The organism is Sandarakinorhabdus sp. AAP62 (assembly GCF_000331225.1).
Lineage (GTDB): Bacteria > Pseudomonadota > Alphaproteobacteria > Sphingomonadales > Sphingomonadaceae > Sandarakinorhabdus.
Genome location: NZ_ANFY01000003.1, coordinates 56870 through 73721, shown reverse-complemented (window position 1 = coordinate 73721; position 16852 = coordinate 56870). Strand labels below are relative to the sequence as shown.

Sequence of the window (16852 nt, the reverse complement as noted above, 5' to 3'; positions counted from 1 at the left end):
CGGGAGCGCGACAAAGCCGCCATGGAGCGCGGCCATGTCCGCTCCCGCTTCTGCCTTGCTGTCGTCGAACCCGGTGAAGAACCGGCGCACCTTCGCGATCATCTCGCACCCCGATGCCGGCAAGACGACATTGACCGAAAAACTGCTGCTGTTCGGCGGCGCCATCCATGCCGCCGGCGAAGTGCGCGCCCGTGGCCAGAACCGCCGCGCGCGGTCTGACTGGATGAAGATCGAGCAGGCGCGCGGCATCTCCGTCACGTCATCCGTGATGACGTTCGAGCGCGGCGGCGTCACCTTCAACCTGCTCGACACGCCGGGCCACGAGGATTTCTCCGAAGACACGTATCGCACGCTCACCGCTGTCGACAGCGCGGTGATGGTGATCGATGCCGCCAAGGGCATCGAGGCACAGACGCGCAAATTGTTCGAGGTCTGCCGTCTGCGCGACGTGCCGATCATCACCTTCATCAACAAGGTGGATCGCGAAGGCCGCGACCCGTTCGACCTGCTCGACGAAGTGGCCGACATGCTGCAACTGGATGTGGCGCCACTGAACTGGCCAGCCGGGCTGGGCGGCGAGTTCACTGGTCTCTATGACCTCAAGCGCAAGCGTTTCCACAGGCCTGATGGCAGCGACAGCCGGTTGGCCGGTGACGTGATCGATGTCGATGGCCTCGATGATCCGCGCATCGATGCGCTGGCCGGGCCGATGGCGGGCCGCCTGCGCGAACAGGCGGAACTGGCCGAGGGTGGCTATTCCGATCTGGATATCGAGAAATATCGCGCTGGCTCGCTCACCCCAGTGATCTTCGGTTCGGCGCTGAAGGATTTCGGCGTGGTTGACCTCATTGACGCGATTGCCGCCATGGCGCCGTCTCCGCGCCCGCAACCGGCGCTGCCGGCGGCGGTGGACCCGGATGGCACCCAGGTGTCCGGCTTCGTGTTCAAGGTGCAGGCCAACATGAATCCGCAGCATCGCGACCGCATCGCCTTCCTGCGGCTGGCCTCTGGCCGCTTCCGGCGCGGCATGAAGCTGAAGCAGATGGCCACCGGCAAGCTGATCGCCATCAACTCGCCGATCTTCTTCTTCGCGCAGGACCGCGAGATCGCCGACGAGGCCTTCCCCGGCGACATCATCGGCATTCCCAACCACGGCGTGCTGCGCGTGGGGGATTCGTTGGTGGAGAAAGATGATGTCACCTTCACCGGCATTCCCAATTTCGCCCCCGAAATCCTGCGCCGCGTGCGGCTGGATGATCCGACCAAATCGAAACAGCTGAAAACCGCGCTCACCGACATGGCGGAAGAAGGCGTGACGCAGTTGTTCAAGCCGGCGATCGGCAGCCAGTGGATCGTTGGCGTGGTTGGCCAGTTGCAGCTGGAAGTGCTGATCAGTCGGCTGGAGGCCGAATATCGCGTGGCGGCCAGCTTCGAGCCGTCCCCCTATGAAACCGCGCGCTGGATTTCCGGCACGGCTGCGGCCATGAAGGCATTCGTGGATGAGCATCGCAGCGCCATGGCCGAAGATCGCGACGGAGCACCGGTGTTCCTGGCACGCGACAATTGGGAATTGAACTTCGTGACCGGTCGTTTCCCCGACATCAAATTCTCCGCCACCAGGGAACGCGCCTGATGGCCGGCCTGCCCGTCAGCCTTTCCTGGCAGCGGGTGCGCCCGTATCGCTGGTGGATTGCCGGCGGAATATTGGGATTGTTCGGCCTGTTGCTGCTGTGGCTGGTGGCCACCGCCCCGCTGGGCCGCGCGCTGGAACCGGCCAAGCAGCCCAGCCTGATCATCACCGACATGAACGGCAAGCCGATTGCCCGGCGCGGCGATTACAAGGAAGAGCCGGTGAAGATCGCGCAGCTGCCAAAGCATGTGCCGGCGGCCTTCATCGCCATCGAGGATCGCCGCTTCAAGGACCATTGGGGCATTGATCCGATCGGCATCTTCCGGGCGCTGGTGACCAATGCCCAGGCCGGCGGCGTGCGCCAGGGCGGATCGACGCTGACCCAGCAATTGGCCAAGACCAGCTTCCTCTCGTCGGAACGGTCGATCAAGCGCAAGCTGCAGGAGATCATCATCGCGCTCTATCTGGAGGCGCGGCTGAGCAAGGACGAGATCCTGCAGAATTACCTGAGCTCGGTCTATTTCGGCGATGGCGCCTATGGCATCCGCGCGGCCGCGCGCACCTATTTTGACAAGGCGCCCGAGCAATTGTCGCTGGGCGAAGCCGCCTTGCTGGCCGGTCTCGTGCAGGCCCCGTCTCGGCTGGCCCCTTCGCGCCACTTGAAGCAGGCAAACGAGCGCGCCGCGCAGGTGCTGGCGGCCATGGTGGAAACCGGTGTGATCACGGCGGCGCAGGCCAAGGCCGCGCGCCCGGCCGCCTATCGCCCCGGCCGCAAGAGTTTGCCTACCGGCAGCTATTTCGCCGATTGGGTGCTGCCGCAGGCGCGCGAGGCGACCGAAGCCGATTATGGCGAGATTGTCGTGAAGACGACGCTCGATCCCAGGCTGCAGAAGATCGCCGAGGATATCGTGAAGGATGGTCTCGCCCGTGCCGGCGGTTTGAACGTGAGCCAGGCGGCGCTGGTGGCGATGCGGCTGGATGGCCGCGTGGTCGCCATGGTGGGCGGCACGGATTACAAGGCCAGCAGCTTCAACCGCGCCACCCAGGCGCAGCGCCAGCCGGGCTCTTCGTTCAAGCTGTTCGTCTATCTGGCGGCGCTGGAGGCCGGCAAGAAGCCGGGCGACACCATTGTCGATGAGCCCATCGAAATCTGCGAGCCGGGCCAGCAGCCGGGCGAATGTTATGCGCCCAAGAATGATGATCTGCGCTTCCGCGGCACCATCAGCCTGGCCACCGCCTTTGCTGCCAGTTCCAACATCGCCGCGGTGAAGTTGGCGCAGGAAGTGGGGATTTCCGCCGTGGCCGCCCAGGTGAAGAAACTGGGCATCGACGGCGGGGTGAGCATCTATCCGGCGATGGCGCTGGGCACCACGCCGATCCCGCTGATCGACATGACACGCGCCTTTGCCGCCGTGGCGCTGGGCAAATATCCGGTGAAGGCCACCGGCCTGTGGCGCGCTGATCCATGGCCGGAAAAGGTGACACCGCCCGAAGACACGAAGGCCAGCTGGCCGGTGCGCGCCGACATCATGCAATTGCTTTCTTCCGTGGTGCGCAACGGCACCGGCAATGCGGCGCGGCTGCCGATGCCGGCCTGGGGCAAGACCGGCACCACGCAAAATCACCGCGATGCGCTGTTCATCGGCTTTGCCGGCGATCTGGTCGTGGGCATCTGGGTGGGCAATGATGATAATTCGCCGATGGCGGCGAGCATCGTGGGTGGCGGCCTGCCGGCGCGGCTGTGGAAGGGTTTCATGCAACGCGCGCTGCAGGCCGAAGGCCGGCTCGAGGTGGAAGAGGAAGTCGCACCGGTGGAAGTCGACATGGAGGCGCTGGCCGCCGACATGGAAGGCATGACCGTCGATCTGAACGGCGAGCCGAACAACCCGCCGCCGGTGATCGACATTCCGGATGAAAGCGTGACGGCACCGCCGGAGCCGCCGCAGGTCGTGCCTCAATCCTTGTAGAGCTTGTCCAGCCGCTCGCCGTAAACCTGCTTCAGCACATGGCGGCGGATCTTGAGTGATGGGGTCAGTTGCTGATTGTCGGTGCTGAACGCCTCATCGGCGATGATCACCCGGCGCACCTTCTCGATCACGCTCAGTTTCTGGTTCACCCGGTCGACGGCGGCCTGAAGGGTGCGGACATATTCCGGCTCGTCCTTCAACTTGTGCAGATCGGCTGGCAGGCCCTTGTCGCGGGCGAAGGCCAGTGCCCATTCGGCTTCCGGCACCACCACGCCCACCAGATAGGGCCGGCGATCGCCATAGACCATGGCCTGGGCAATCTCGTCCTGCAGGGTGAGCATGCCCTCGACCCGCTGGGGCGCAACATTATCGCCCTTGTCGTTGACGATGATGTCCTTCTTGCGATCGGTGATGACGAGATGGCCATCCTTGTCGAGATGGCCGATGTCGCCGGTGTAGAGCCAGCCATCCTTCAGCGCCTTGTGGCTCTCGGCATCGTTCATCCAGTAACCGTCCATCACCAGTTCGCCGCGCACGAGGATCTCGCCGTCGCTGGCGATCTTCACCTCCACCTGGTCCAGCGGCGGGCCGACCGTGTGCATCTTCAGCTTGGCGCGCGGGCGGTTGCAGCTGATCACCGGGCCGGCTTCCGTCTGGCCATAGCCCTGCAGGATCGGGATGCCGATGGCAGTGAAGAAAATGCCCACTTCCGGGTTCAGCGGCGCGCCGCCGGCCACCATGGCGCGCAGCCGGCCGCCGAACTTGGCGCGGATGGATTTGCGGATGGTGCGCTCCAGCGCCTGATCGATCAGTTTCTCCGCCAGCGACAATTTCTCGCCGCGGGCTTCCTTGCGGGCGATGCCCAGCGCCTGATTGAGCAATGTGATCGCCAGCCCGCCCTGCTTCTCGATCTGCTTGGCGATGCGCATGCGCAGCACTTCAAACAGGCGCGGCACCACCACCATGAAGGTGGGGCGCACCTCCTCGATGTTGCTGGCCAGCTTCTCCAGCCCTTCGGCATAGGCGATCTGCCCGCCCATGCCGATCGGCATGTACTGGCCGGCGGTGTGTTCGTAACTGTGGGACAGCGGCAGGAACGACAGGAACAATTCGCCCGGCACATCGCCGGGGAAGAAATCCTGTTCGATGACCGCGATGGCGCCGGCGATGTTGCGCAATATGGCACCATGATGCTGGCGCACGCCACGCGGCAGCCCGCCGGTGCCGCTGGTGTAGATGATGCAGGCCAGGTCCTCGCGCTTCATGGTGGCGCGGGCGCGCAGGGCGGCGCGGTCTTCATCCAGTACGGCTGCGCGGCCGGCGATCAGCTTGCTCCAGTCGTGAATGGCCAGGCCCTGCACGTCCTGCACCGGTTCCAGGGCGATGATGGTGCGGCAATTATCGGTGGCCATGGCGGCCGGCAGCAGCGCCTTGGCCAGCTTCGGGCCCGAAACCAGCGCCGCCCTGGCTCCGCTGTTGGTCAGGATATGGGTGTGATCGGCTTCGGTGTTGGTGATGTAGGCCGGCACGGTGATGGCGCCGGCGGCCATCACGGCGAGATCGGCGAGGCACCATTCCGGGCGGTTTTCGGACACCAGCACCACGCGATCGCCGCGATTTATGCCGGCGGCGGTCAATGCGGCCGACAGGCTGGCGACGATATCGCGCGCTTCGCCCCAGCTGATCGTGCGCCATTCGCCGCCCACCTTGGAGACCAGGAAGGGCGCGGCCGGTTGTTCATCGGCCCGATCAAGAAACAGCGTGACCAGATTGGGCGCAGCATCGACGCGCGCGGCAATGGCGGCAGGCCGCAACGGCGGCAGTTTCGGCAACATTGTCCTCTCCCAAAGACGTGTCTGTGGGGCGTTGGCCGCCCGCTGTTCTTGTCGTCAATAACCCGCCGGCCGGCCTTCGCCGCGGGCATCAGCCCCGCCGCGCCAGCCACCCGACACGCGCTGCACCCCATTCAGTTTCAGCGGCAGCGCGGTTGCCACCGGCTTGTGGCCCATGGCGGTGAACGCCGGAATCATGGTTTCCAGCATCGTGCCCTTTTCCACCGCGAATCGGTCGCCGATGGCAATCAGCTGCGGCAGCGCGATGGCCTCCTCCACCGGCAGCCCCCAATCGAGCACGCCGATGATGGCCTTGGTCACCTGCGCCACGATGGTCACACCGCCAGCCGCACCGATGGCAAGGATCGCCTTGCCTGACGCATCATACACGATTGTAGGGGACATTGCCGATCGCGGCCGCTTGCCCGGCTGCACATGATTGGCGGTCAGCTTGCCCTGATCTTCCGGGGCGAAATTGAAATCGGTCAACTCGTTGTTGAGCACGAAGCCTTCGGCGACCAGGCCGGAACCGAAGGTCTTTTCCACCGTCGACGTCCAGGTGGTGATGTTGCCGGCGCTGTCGGCCACGGCGAAATTGGTGGTGCCGGCCACTTCATTGTCGGCTGCGTTCACCCGCGCCGTCGGCGCGCCGGCCGGCATGCCGGCTTCGGCCTTGGCGATGCGTTCCCCGGCACTGATCAGGGCAGAACGAGCGGCAAGATAGGCCGGATCGGCCAGGCCCTTGGTGGGCACCGCCACGAAACCGGGATCGCCGATCCATTTCTCGCGGTCGGCATAGGCCAGGCGCTGGCTTTCGCCGAACAGGTGCCAGGCCACCGGGTTATCCTTGCCCAACCCCTTCATGTCGAAACGCTCAAGCTGCTTCAGCATGGCCAGCACGCCGGTGCCGCCCGAAGACGGCGGGCCCATGCCGCAGATCTTGTACTGGCGATAGGTACCGCACACCGGAGCGCGCACTTCAGCCTTGTAGGCGGCGAGATCGGCCAGGGTCATCGCGGTCGGGTTTGCGTCGGCGGTGCTCACCGTTTTCACGATGCTGGCCGCGATCGGCCCCTTGTAGAATGCGTCAGCCCCCTTGGCTGCAATCAGCCGCAGCGTGGCGGCGAGTTTGTCATTGCGGAAGGTGGTGCCGGCCTTCAACGGCGCGCCGTCCTTGTCAAAATACAGCGCGCGGCCTTCCGGGCCGGCCTGTTTCAGACTGTCCTGCCCGAAGGCGATGAAGCGGGCCATGGTGGGCGAGATGGTGAAGCCTTCGGCCAGCTTGATCGCCGGTTCAAAAAGCGTGGCCCAGGGCAGCTTGCCCCATTTCCTGTGGGCTTCGGCGGCCAGCGCGACATTGCCCGGCACGCCCACGCTGCGCCCGCCCGTGGCCGCCTGCATGAACGGCATCGGCTTGCCTTCGGGCCCGAGGAACTGCCTGGGGCTGGCAACGCCAGGCGCCTTTTCGCGGCCATCGATGCTGCCCACCGGGCCGTTCGCCGGCTGATAGACGATGAAGCCGCCGCCGCCGATACCAGAACTTTGCGGCTCCACCACGGTGAGCGCAAGCATGGTGGCAATGGCCGCATCGGCAGCGCTGCCACCGCGCTTCAGGATGCTCAGGCCGGCTTCTGATGCCATCGGGTTGGCGGCTGACACCACCGCCTTGAACGGCCCGGCGCCGGCCGTGCTGGCGGCCTGTACGGGCCCGCTGTCGGCATCCTTGGGGATGGGTTGGGCCACAGCTGCAGTGGCAAACAGGGAGACGGCGAGGAAAAGCGTGGTCTTCATGGGGTCTGCACCTTAGGCCGATTTGCGCGCCTGAAAAGTGGCCAAAACGATGGGCGGGTCACAGATCGTGCTGCAGCACGTGGACTTCTGCCTGACGGAAACCCTGCGCCAGATAAAAGCCCAGAACCGCATCATTGCCGTGGCGCACCATCAGATTTAGCCGGGGCACCCCCGCTGCGCGCAGCCAGTTCATTGCAGCCGCCATCAGCGTGCGGCCATGGCCGGCTCGCCGGCAATCATCGGCCACCGCCAGATAATAGACCCAGCCGCGATGGCCATCGTGGCCTACCATCACCGTGCCCAACAGGCGATCACCATCATGAATGGCCAATATGGTGGAGGATGGACCGGCCAGCGCCCGCTTGGCATCGGCCACCGGATCGTTCCACGGTCGCGTCAGCCCGGCCGCCTGCCACAGCGACACCGCGGCCGGAATTGCGTCGACTGAAAGCGGCGCGATCATCCGACTGCGTCCGCCACGCTGGCAAAGCCGTCCCTGCGCAGCAGCGCGGCCAGATCGGCCTTGATGCGCGTCACCAGCCCCGGCCCGTGATAGACCAGCGCCGAATAGAGCTGCACCGCGCTGGCGCCGGCGCGGATTCGGTCATAGGCATCCTGCCCGCTGGCGATGCCGCCCACCGCAATCAGCGGCAGGGCACCGCCGGTCTCCAGGCGGAAGCGCTTGAGGGCCGCCAGCGCCGGCAGCTTCAGCGGCTTGCCCGACAGGCCACCGGTTTCGCCGGCATGGCGGCTGGCCAATGCCGGGCGCGAGATGGTGGTGTTGGACACGATCAGGCCATCCACCCCGCCATCCAGGCAGGCGCGCGCGATGGTGCCCCAGTCCTCCTCGCCCTGATCGGGGGCGACCTTGACGAAAACAGGTATTTTCTGGGGCACATCGAGCCCGCCGCGCGCTTCCATCACCCGCGCGATCAGATCAGCCAGCGCCGCGCCGTCCTGCAGGGCGCGCAGGCCCGGCGTGTTGGGCGAGGAAATGTTGACCGTGACGTATGACGCCAGTGGCGCCAGCGCGCGCAGACCGGTCACATAATCGCCGGTGCGATCCTCACTGTCCTTGTTGGCGCCAAGGTTGATGCCGACGATGCCGAGCCGGCCAGCCCGCGCCGACAGCCTTGCATGGGCAAACTCGACGCCCTTCGAGTTGAAGCCGAAGCGGTTGATTACCGCCTCATCTTCCGCCAACCGGTACAGCCGCGGCTTGGCATTGCCCGGCTGCGGGCGCGGGCAGACGCTGCCGCATTCGACAAAGCCGAAGCCCAGACGCAGCATGGCATCGGGCACTTCGGCATCCTTGTCGAAGCCGGCGGCAAGGCCGATTGGGTTGGGCAGCTTCAGGCCGGCCAGTTCGGTTGCAAGGATCGAATCATCAGCCGCCGCAGCGGGCAGCAACGAAAGTCCCTGGCCGGCCTTCAGCGCGGCCAGCGTCAGATTGTGCGCGGCTTCGGGATCGAGCGAGAACAGCAGGGGTTTGAGGGCGGTGAACATCGTGTGCGGTCCATGCCACTTGCCCGCCTTCATGCAAAGACCGACCGACATGCGTTGACGAATTGGCAACAATATGTTCAGTTCGGATTCGTTCTGTTCTGTCAGTCTCCGGGGGTATGTGATGCGAAAAATTCTTCTGGCCGCTTCGATGCTGCTGGTCGCGGTGCCAGCGATGGCCACAAATGCGGTGACCAGCTTCACCACTGGCTCGGTCTTCACCGGCTTCAGCTCCGACGAAACCGTCGGCTGGAAGTTCAGCACGGCCAGCGCCATCAAGGTGACAGCGCTGGGCTGGTGGGTGCAGAATGAACGGCTTGCCGCCAGTCACCAGGTGGGCATCTGGTCGTCGACCGGCACCCTTTTGGGCAGCACCACGGTGACGCCGGGTGCGCCGACCGATGGCGTCTGGCGCTTTGCGGCCGCCTCGCCCTTCACATTGGCCGCGGGGGATTATTTCATCGGTGGTCGCGACCTCACCGGAGACGGGGACAATTACACCTCGTCGGTTGGCAGCCTCACCTTGGCCGCCGGTATCAGCTTCCTGGGCAGCGCTCGCTCGTCCAATGCTTCTGGCTTTGCCTTTCCCAGCATCGTTACTGCCAACAGCGGCGGCCGCTTTGGCCCCAATTTCCAGTTCAGTGATGCCACCGGAGCCGTGCCGGAACCGGCAAGCTGGGCCATGCTGATTGCCGGCTTTGGCCTGGTGGGTGCCGTGGCGCGCCGCCGCCGGGTGGCCGTCGCCGCCTAATCGCTGTCGTCTTCGCGCCCCACCAGCGCCAGGGCTCGCGCCCGGCGCTGGTGGAGGCCGCACCAGTGCAGCAGCGCCTCCTCGCGGCCGTGGGTGACCCAGACTTCGGCGGGGTTCAGCTCGGTGATGGTGGCGGTCAGCTCGTCCCAATCGGCGTGATCGGAAATCACCAGCGGCAGTTCGATGCCGCTCTGCACGGCGCGCTGGCGCACGCGCATCCAGCCTGAAGCCATGGCGGTGATCGGATCGGGCAGACGGCGGCTCCACACATCGCGCAGCGCCGAGGGCGGCGCGATGATGATGCTGCCCTTCAAGGCCTCGCCCTTCAGCATGCCAACCGGGCGCAGATCGCCCAGCGCCACGCCGTGCGCATCATAGAGCACGCACAGGGCCGTCATCGCGCCATGCAGATAGATGGGCGCATCATGGCCGGCGCGGCGCAGTTCGGCGATCAGCCTTTGCGCCTTGCCCAGCGCATAGGCGCCCACCGCCACGCAGCGATCGGGATTGGCGGCCAGCGCAGCCAGCAGCCTCGCCACTTCGCCGGCGGCATCGGGATGGCGGAACACCGGCAGGCCGAAGGTGGCTTCAGTGATGAAGATATCGCAGGGCAGCGGCTCAAACGCCGCGCAGGTCGGATCAGGCCGCCGCTTGTAATCGCCGGATATGATGATGCGCGTGCCGCCCTTCTCCAGCACCACCTGCGCCGAGCCCAGCACATGGCCGGCCGGCAGCAGCATCAGCGTCAGCCCATCGCCCAGCGCCAGCCGCTCGCCATAGGCCAATGCCTGCCCGCCCGGCTGCGGGCCGAAACGCTGGTGCATGATCGCCAGTGTTTCGGCGGTGGCCAGCACCTTGCCATGGCCAGCGCGGGCATGATCGGCGTGGCCGTGGGTGATGATGGCGCGATGATGCGGCCGCGATGGATCAACCCAGGCATCAATGCCGGGCAGATAGAGCCCCTCTGGCCGGGGCGTGATCCAATCGGGCGTTGTTGCCATGCGCGCCACGATGCCGGCTTGCGCTGCCCCTGTCACCCTTGCCATGGGTCGCAGCGTGCAACTGCCCCGTATCATCGCCCAATGGTTTGCCGCGCGCGGCTGGCTGGTGCGCGCGCATCAGCAGGCGATGCTGGACGCCGCGGCACGCGGTCGCCATGCGCTGCTCACCGCGCCGACCGGGGCGGGCAAGACGCTGGCGGGGTTCCTGCCGACACTGGCTGATGTTGCCACCAATCCCGCCGAGGGCCTGCACACGCTCTACATCTCGCCCTTGAAGGCGCTGGCGGTGGACGTGCAGCGCAACCTGCTCACGCCGGTGGCCGAGATGGGGCTGGATATCAGGGTGGAAACCCGCACCGGGGATACGCCAGCCGCCCGCAAGGCGCGGCAGAAGGAACAGCCGCCGCACATATTGCTCACGACCCCGGAAAGCCTGGCCAATCTCCTCTCCAGCCCCGAAGCCGCCGCGATGATGGCCGGGGTAAAGCGTGTCATCATCGATGAAGTCCACGCCTTTGGCACCACCAAGCGCGGCGACCAGTTGATGCTGTGCCTCGCCCGCCTGCAGCGGCTGGCACCGGCGCTGCAGCGCGTCGGCCTGTCCGCCACCATCGCCGATCCGGAAAGCTGGGCCGGCTGGCTGGCACCCGACGCCGACGCGACCCAGGTGGAGATCGTGGTGGCGGAAGGTGGCGCCGATCCGGCCATCGATATCCTCGTCATCGACGATCGCATCCCCTGGGGCGGTCACAATGGCCGCTGGGCGGCCCGCGCCGTCATGCGCCGCATCGAGGCGGCGCGACTGGCCATCGTCTTCGTCAACACCCGCGCCGTCGCTGAACTCGTCTTCCGCGACCTGTGGGCGGAGAATGACAACGCCCTGCCCATCGGAATCCACCATGGCAGCCTCGCCCCCGAAGCCCGCCGCAAGGTGGAAGCGGCGATGGCCGCCGGCAAATTGCGCGCCATCGTGGCGACCGCCAGCCTCGATCTCGGGCTGGACTGGGGCGATGTTGATCTCGTCATCCAGATGGGCGCGCCCAAGGGGGCATCGCGGCTGCTGCAACGCACCGGACGCGCCAACCACCGCATGGACGAAGCCAGCCGCTGCCTGATCGTGCCGGGCAACCGCTTCGAATATCTGGAGGCACTCGCGGCGCGCGATGCGGTGCAAGCCGGCGAGCTTGATCCCGATGGCTTCCGCCCCGGCGCGCTCGATGTGCTGGCCCAGCACGTGGTGGGCTGCGCGGCGGCCGGGCCGTTTTACCCGGATGAACTATATGACGAGGTGAAAAGCGCCGCGCCCTATGCCGGCCTCACCCGCGAGAGCTTTGACGCCGTGCTCGGCTATGCGGCCACCGGCGGTTATGCGCTGAAGGCCTATGAACGCTACCAGCGGCTGGTGGCGCTGCCGGATGGAAGGCTGCGGCTGCGCTCCGCCGCGCTGGCCCGGCAGTGGCGGATGAACAGCGGCACCATCGTCGAGGCTGTGGCGATGAACGTTGTCTTCGGCAGCGGCAAGTCCCGCCACCACGGCCGCAGGCTGGGCCAGGTCGAGGAGTATTTCGCCGGGCAATTGCGGGTGGGGGACAGTTTCATGTTCGCCGGGCAGACGCTTGAAGTCACCGGCTTCGACGGCGCCGATATCCATGTGCGCATGGGGCGCGGAAGCCCCAAGGTGCCGGTCTATGCCGGCGGGCGGATGCCGATGACCACCCGGCTGGCGGCGCGGGTGCGCGGCCTGATGAATGACCGCGCGCGCTGGCCTGGCATGCCGGATGATGTGCGCGAATGGCTGGCAATCCAGGCCCGGGTTTCGCGTCTGCCGGGCGAAGATGATGTGCTGGTCGAAACCTTCCAGCGCGATGATCGCTGGTACATGGTCGTCTATGGCTTTGCCGGCCATCCTGCACACCAGACGCTGGGGATGCTGGTGACGCAGCGCATGGAGCGGGCCGGGCTGAAGCCGCTGGGCTTTGTCGCCAGCGATTACGCCATGGCCTGCTGGAGCCTCGATCCGGTGGATGATCCGCGGCCCCTGTTTGATCCGACCGTGCTGGAAGACGAACTGGCCGAATGGCTCGCCGCCTCGCCGTTCCTGCGCCGGGCCTTCCGCGAGGTCGCCATCATCGGCGGCCTGATCGAACGGGTGCAGCCCGGTGTGCACAAGTCGGGCAAGGCGATGAGCGTGTCGTCTGACCTCATCTATGACGTGCTGCGCCGGTATGAGCCGGACCATCTGCTGCTCACCGCGGCGTGGACTGATGCGCGCGGCAAGCTGACCGATGTGGCCCGGTTGGCGGCCCTGCTGGAACAGGCGCATGCGCGGCTGAGCCATGTTCGCGCTGCGCACGTGACGCCGCTGGCGGTGCCGTCCTTGCTCACAATTGGGCGCGAACGAATAGGCGACAGTGCCGATTCGGCGCTGCTGCTTGAAGCCGAAGCACTGATCGCCGAAGCGATGCGAGTGGATTGACCGCAGGGGCCGCGCGGGCCTAACGCAGCACCATGCCTGTTTCCTTTTCGTTCGCTGGTGAAGTGCTCCAGCCGCTGCTGTGTGGCGCGCTGTGGTGGCCGGCGGAATCGACCTTGTTCGTGGCGGACCTGCACTTCGAAAAGGCCAGCCATTTCGCCGCAAAAGGCTGGCTGCTGCCGCCGCATGCCACCGCCGAAACGCTGGCCAACCTGATTGCCGCCGTCGAATCGACGGGCGCGCAGCGGCTGGTCTGCCTGGGCGATTCGTTTCACGATGAAGCCGGCCCCGACAGACTGTCAGTCGAAACCCGCCGCGCGCTGATGACGATGACGCGCAGCCTCGATTGGTGGTGGATCACCGGCAACCACGACGAGGATTCGGCTGCCGTGCTGGGCGGGCGGGTGATGGCGGAAGCCCGCCTCGGCCCGCTGGTACTGCGCCACGAGGCCGTTCCGGCCGACCCGACGCCGGAACTCTCCGGCCATTTCCACCCCAAGCTGGTGATCCGCCACCGTGGCCGCCACATTGCCCGGCGCTGCTACGCGCACGCGCCGACCAAGCTGATCCTGCCGGCTTATGGTGCCTTCACTGGCGGGCTCGACATCGCCGATCCTGCGCTGCAGACGGCGCTGGCCGGGCCGGCGACGGCGCTGGTGGTAGAAGGCGATCGGCTGTTGCGTTTTCCGGTTTGAATCCCCCTCTCCCGCAAGGGGAGAGGGGATGATATTCGCAGGTTGACGCTCTCGTAGCTTCGCGAGACGCTTCGCCCATGAGCAGCGACTTCGATCTCGTCATCCGCCGTGGCCATGTCGTCGATGGCAGCGGCCGCCCCGGTCTAGACGGTGACGTGGCGGTAAGGGACGGCCGCATCGCTGCCGTTGGCCAGGTGACGGGGCGCGGCGCCGAGGAGATTGACGCCAAGGGCCTCATCGTCACCCCCGGCTTCGTCGACGTCCACACCCATTATGACGGCCAGGCGACGTGGGACCAGCGGCTGCAGCCGTCGTCGTGGCATGGCGTCACCACGGTGATTGCCGGCAATTGCGGCGTCGGTTTCGCGCCGTGCCGGGTAGACGATCAGGATCGGCTGATTCGCCTGATGGAAGGGGTGGAGGATCTGCCCTTCCCGGTGCTCAAGGAAGGCCTGCCGTGGAACTGGCAGAGCTTCCCCGAGTATCTCGACAGCCTGTCCGGCCGCGCCTTCGACATGGATATCGGCCTGCAACTGCCGCACGCCGCGCTGCGCGTGTACGTGATGGGCGAACGCGGCGCCAATCGCGAACCGGCAAGTGCAGATGATATCGCCCAGATGGCAGCGCTGGCCGAAGCCGCCATGCATGCCGGCGCGATGGGTTTTTCCACGTCGCGCACGCTCAATCACCGCACGTCAGATGGCCAGCCGACGCCAACGCTGACGGCGGCCGAAGACGAATTGATGGGCATCGCGCTGGCGCTGGGCCGCGCCGGCAATGGCGAGGGAAGGGGCGTGCTCCAGTTCGTGTCCGATTTTGCCGATCCGGTGGCCGAATTCGCCATGATGCGCCGGCTGTGCGAACGCTCCGGCCGGCCCTTGAGCTTCAGCCTCGCCCAATCGCCGGTCGCGCCACTGGGCTGGCGCAAGTTGCTCGATCTGCTGGAACAGGCCACCGCCGCGGGCCTGCCGATGAAGGCGCAGGTGGCGGCGCGGCCGGTGGGTGTGCTGCTCGGCCTTGATCTCACCCTCAATCCGTTCAGCCTGCATCCCGATTGGCCGAAGGCGGCCAGCCTTGATGAACAGCGCCGTCTGCTCGCCGATCCGGAATTCGTCGCCCGCCTGATCGCCAATCCGCCGGCGAAGGGCAATGCGCTCGGCACGGCGCTGCTGCACCGCTGGGGTGACATGTATCAGCTCGGCAGCCGGCCCAATTACGAACCGCTGCCGGAAACCAGCCTGGCCGCGCAGGCGATGCGGCGCGGGGTCGCCCACGAGGTGGTGGCGGCGGAATGGCTGCGCGATGGCATGATCTATGTGCCGTTCCTCAATTTTGCCGATGGCGATCTGGCAGCGGTGGGTGCAATGTTGGCGCATGCCGATACCATCCCCGGCCTGTCCGACGGCGGCGCCCATGTCGGCATGATCTGTGATGGCAGCTTCCCGACGACACTGCTCACCCATTGGGCGCGCGACCGCGATCATGGCCGGTTGCCGCTTGAACATCTGATCAGGCGTCAGGCGCACGACACGGCACGGGCGGTTGGGCTGGCCGATCGTGGCCTGATCGCCCCTGGCCAGCGGGCAGACATCAACCTGATCGATCTCGACCGTCTCGCCCTGTTGCCGCCGGAAGTGGCGCATGATCTGCCGGCGGGCGGTCGCCGCCTGCTGCAGCGGGCGACGGGTTATCGTGCCACGCTGGTCGCGGGACAGGTCACCTACCGCGACGGCGAGGCCACTGGCGCGCTCCCGGGTCGCTTGCTGCGCGGCGCGACAAGCCGCTGAGAAGGCAAAATTTCACCAACTGTCGCGGAAGTTTCGCTTGACCGACCGTATCTGATGACAATGGATGAGTGCCATCAATAGAGGTCATTATGTCGTTCAAACCCGTCAAGACTGCCGTTTTCCCGGTTGGCGGCCAGGGCACGCGCTTCCTGCCCGCTACCAAGGCCATGCCCAAGGAAATGCTCCCCGTCGTCGACAAGCCGCTGCTGCAATATGCGGTGGACGAAGCGCTGGCTGCCGGCATTGAGCGGCTGGTGTTCGTGACGGCGCGCGGCAAGGGCGCGCTGGAGGATTATTTCGATGTCGCCCGCGAGCTGGTGGACAGCCTGAAGACCAGGGGCAAGACGGCGGAACTCGCCGTGCTGGAAGCCACCCAGATCGAGCCGGGTCGCATGGTCTATGTGCGCCAGCAGGAACCCGCCGGGCTGGGCCATGCCGTGTGGTGCGCCCGCCACGTGGTGGGGCGCGATGCGTTTGCCGTGCTGCTGCCCGATGAACTGCTGTGGAACCCGGCCTGCCCGGCGCTGAAGGAAATGAACGACGCCTACCAGCGACTGGGCGGCAATGTGATTTCCGTGCTGGAGGTGCCGGATGCGCACACGCACCGCTATGGCATTGTCTCGCCGGGCGCCGTCGATGGCCTGGTTACCGAGGTCAAGGGCCTGGTGGAAAAGCCCAAGCAGGGTACCGCCCCGTCGCGGCTGGCCGCCATTGGTCGCTATATCCTGCAGCCTGAGGTGATGGACGTGCTGGCGCTGGGCAAGCGCGGGGCCGGCAATGAAATCCAGCTTACCGATGCCATGGCGGAGATGATCGGCCAGCAGCCGTTCCACGCCCTCACCTTCACCGGCACGCGTTTCGATTGTGGCGACAAGGCCGGGCACGTGACGGCCAATATCGCCCTGGCGCTGGAACGGGATGATGTTGGCCCCGCCGTGCGCGAATGGCTGCGCAGCCAGACCTTCTGAGGTTTCAGGGCGCCGCCACCACCCGCAGCGCCTTCAACTGCCGCACCGATCGGGCGGCGCGTGCTTCGCCCGGCACGACCAGCCGCAACGGGCCATCGGCGGCGGCCAAAGGCTTGCCGTCGCAGGCGCTGGCCACCAGCACCGGGCGATTGCCCAGCTTGGCATCAAGCTCGGCCAGTCCGAAGGCGACGCGATAGCCATCGGCGGCTTCGGCGATGATCAGCGTGGTCAGCGCCGGGCCGCGCAGCGCCTCGCCCGCCGGCAAGCCGGCCGCCGCCGCCAGATCGGCAAGCCAGACTCCGGTGCAGGCGTGGCTCTGCCCGTGCGCGGTCAGTGTGGCGCTGGCCGCCGGCAGCCGCGCCGGCGTGGCGGCATCGATCGGCAGGCTGGCCGGCAGGGCGGCGCTGGCGGCAAACAGGGCAAGGGCAAGCATCAACGGGCTTTCGTCTGTGGC

The 16852-nt window shown here is 66.5% G+C and carries 13 protein-coding genes; 7 read left to right on the top strand and 6 right to left on the bottom strand.

What is annotated here, in order from left to right; all coding sequences use genetic code 11:
- Positions 1-34 precede the first annotated feature (34 nt).
- The gene (locus D619_RS0100565; protein ID WP_017666606.1) at positions 35-1633 is read left to right on the top strand and encodes a peptide chain release factor 3; all 1599 of its coding nucleotides are present in this window, start codon (positions 35-37) and stop codon (positions 1631-1633) included.
- Complete coding sequence (locus D619_RS15115; RefSeq protein WP_017666605.1) at positions 1633-3597, top strand: PBP1A family penicillin-binding protein; 1965 nt, start codon at positions 1633-1635, stop codon at positions 3595-3597. The genes D619_RS0100565 and D619_RS15115 overlap by 1 nt, the downstream gene beginning before the upstream one ends.
- Here the strand turns inward: D619_RS15115 and D619_RS0100555 are convergent.
- Genes D619_RS0100555 through D619_RS0100540 form a run of 4 tightly spaced genes read right to left on the bottom strand, consistent with a single transcriptional unit; the run spans position 3585 to position 8759 of the window.
- Positions 3585-5432 carry an AMP-dependent synthetase/ligase gene (locus D619_RS0100555; protein WP_017666604.1) on the bottom strand — a complete coding sequence of 616 codons (1848 nt, stop codon included), beginning with the start codon at positions 5430-5432 and terminating at the stop codon, positions 3585-3587. The genes D619_RS15115 and D619_RS0100555 overlap by 13 nt on opposite strands.
- Positions 5433-5486: 54 nt before the next feature.
- On the bottom strand, positions 5487-7220 hold the full coding sequence (ggt, locus tag D619_RS0100550; protein WP_017666603.1) for a gamma-glutamyltransferase: 1734 nt from the start codon (positions 7218-7220) through the stop codon (positions 5487-5489).
- A 58-nt stretch (positions 7221-7278) separates the two neighbouring features.
- On the bottom strand, positions 7279-7683 hold the full coding sequence (locus tag D619_RS0100545; RefSeq protein ID WP_017666602.1) for a GNAT family acetyltransferase: 405 nt from the start codon (positions 7681-7683) through the stop codon (positions 7279-7281).
- Complete coding sequence (locus tag D619_RS0100540) at positions 7680-8759, bottom strand: quinone-dependent dihydroorotate dehydrogenase (protein ID WP_017666601.1); 1080 nt, start codon at positions 8757-8759, stop codon at positions 7680-7682. The genes D619_RS0100545 and D619_RS0100540 overlap by 4 nt, the downstream gene beginning before the upstream one ends.
- A gap of 88 nt (positions 8760-8847) precedes the next feature.
- On the opposite strand from D619_RS0100540, the gene D619_RS17980 reads away from it, so the two are divergent.
- Positions 8848-9474 carry a PEPxxWA-CTERM sorting domain-containing protein gene (locus tag D619_RS17980; RefSeq protein ID WP_193743232.1) on the top strand — a complete coding sequence of 209 codons (627 nt, stop codon included), beginning with the start codon at positions 8848-8850 and terminating at the stop codon, positions 9472-9474.
- Here the strand turns inward: D619_RS17980 and D619_RS0100530 are convergent.
- Positions 9471-10475, bottom strand: a complete 1005-nt coding sequence (locus tag D619_RS0100530; RefSeq protein ID WP_026090549.1) for a ligase-associated DNA damage response exonuclease — start codon at positions 10473-10475, stop codon at positions 9471-9473. The genes D619_RS17980 and D619_RS0100530 overlap by 4 nt on opposite strands.
- A 43-nt stretch (positions 10476-10518) precedes the next feature.
- Between D619_RS0100530 and D619_RS0100525 the strand changes: the two genes are divergently transcribed.
- From D619_RS0100525 to D619_RS0100510, 4 genes are all read left to right on the top strand, one after another.
- Positions 10519-12951 carry a ligase-associated DNA damage response DEXH box helicase gene (locus D619_RS0100525; RefSeq protein ID WP_017666598.1) on the top strand — a complete coding sequence of 811 codons (2433 nt, stop codon included), beginning with the start codon at positions 10519-10521 and terminating at the stop codon, positions 12949-12951.
- A gap of 32 nt (positions 12952-12983) precedes the next feature.
- Positions 12984-13643 carry a ligase-associated DNA damage response endonuclease PdeM gene (gene pdeM / locus D619_RS0100520; protein WP_017666597.1) on the top strand — a complete coding sequence of 220 codons (660 nt, stop codon included), beginning with the start codon at positions 12984-12986 and terminating at the stop codon, positions 13641-13643.
- A 77-nt stretch (positions 13644-13720) separates the two neighbouring features.
- Complete coding sequence (locus D619_RS0100515; RefSeq protein ID WP_017666596.1) at positions 13721-15430, top strand: amidohydrolase family protein; 1710 nt, start codon at positions 13721-13723, stop codon at positions 15428-15430.
- 89 nt (positions 15431-15519) lie between these two features.
- Positions 15520-16398: a UTP--glucose-1-phosphate uridylyltransferase gene (locus tag D619_RS0100510; RefSeq protein WP_017666595.1), complete on the top strand. Its 879-nt coding sequence runs from the start codon at positions 15520-15522 to the stop codon at positions 16396-16398.
- A 4-nt stretch (positions 16399-16402) separates the two neighbouring features.
- Here D619_RS0100510 and D619_RS15105 read toward each other — a convergent pair whose 3' ends face one another.
- On the bottom strand, positions 16403-16831 hold the full coding sequence (locus tag D619_RS15105; protein WP_017666594.1) for a molybdopterin-dependent oxidoreductase: 429 nt from the start codon (positions 16829-16831) through the stop codon (positions 16403-16405).
- Positions 16832-16852 lie beyond the last annotated feature (21 nt).

What these genes read in the sequence shown, in the direction of transcription:
- D619_RS0100565 (WP_017666606.1), top strand. Translation starts at nt 35, where the DNA reads ATGTCCGCTCCCGCTTCTGCCTTGCTGTCGTCGAACCCGGTGAAGAAC.
- D619_RS15115 (WP_017666605.1), top strand. Translation starts at nt 1,633, where the DNA reads ATGGCCGGCCTGCCCGTCAGCCTTTCCTGGCAGCGGGTGCGCCCGTAT.
- D619_RS0100555 (WP_017666604.1), bottom strand. Translation starts at nt 5,432, where the DNA reads ATGTTGCCGAAACTGCCGCCGTTGCGGCCTGCCGCCATTGCCGCGCGC.
- ggt (WP_017666603.1), bottom strand. Translation starts at nt 7,220, where the DNA reads ATGAAGACCACGCTTTTCCTCGCCGTCTCCCTGTTTGCCACTGCAGCT.
- D619_RS0100545 (WP_017666602.1), bottom strand. Translation starts at nt 7,683, where the DNA reads ATGATCGCGCCGCTTTCAGTCGACGCAATTCCGGCCGCGGTGTCGCTG.
- D619_RS0100540 (WP_017666601.1), bottom strand. Translation starts at nt 8,759, where the DNA reads ATGAAGGCGGGCAAGTGGCATGGACCGCACACGATGTTCACCGCCCTC.
- D619_RS17980 (WP_193743232.1), top strand. Translation starts at nt 8,848, where the DNA reads ATGCGAAAAATTCTTCTGGCCGCTTCGATGCTGCTGGTCGCGGTGCCA.
- D619_RS0100530 (WP_026090549.1), bottom strand. Translation starts at nt 10,475, where the DNA reads ATGGCAACAACGCCCGATTGGATCACGCCCCGGCCAGAGGGGCTCTAT.
- D619_RS0100525 (WP_017666598.1), top strand. Translation starts at nt 10,519, where the DNA reads ATGGGTCGCAGCGTGCAACTGCCCCGTATCATCGCCCAATGGTTTGCC.
- pdeM (WP_017666597.1), top strand. Translation starts at nt 12,984, where the DNA reads ATGCCTGTTTCCTTTTCGTTCGCTGGTGAAGTGCTCCAGCCGCTGCTG.
- D619_RS0100515 (WP_017666596.1), top strand. Translation starts at nt 13,721, where the DNA reads ATGAGCAGCGACTTCGATCTCGTCATCCGCCGTGGCCATGTCGTCGAT.
- D619_RS0100510 (WP_017666595.1), top strand. Translation starts at nt 15,520, where the DNA reads ATGTCGTTCAAACCCGTCAAGACTGCCGTTTTCCCGGTTGGCGGCCAG.
- D619_RS15105 (WP_017666594.1), bottom strand. Translation starts at nt 16,831, where the DNA reads ATGCTTGCCCTTGCCCTGTTTGCCGCCAGCGCCGCCCTGCCGGCCAGC.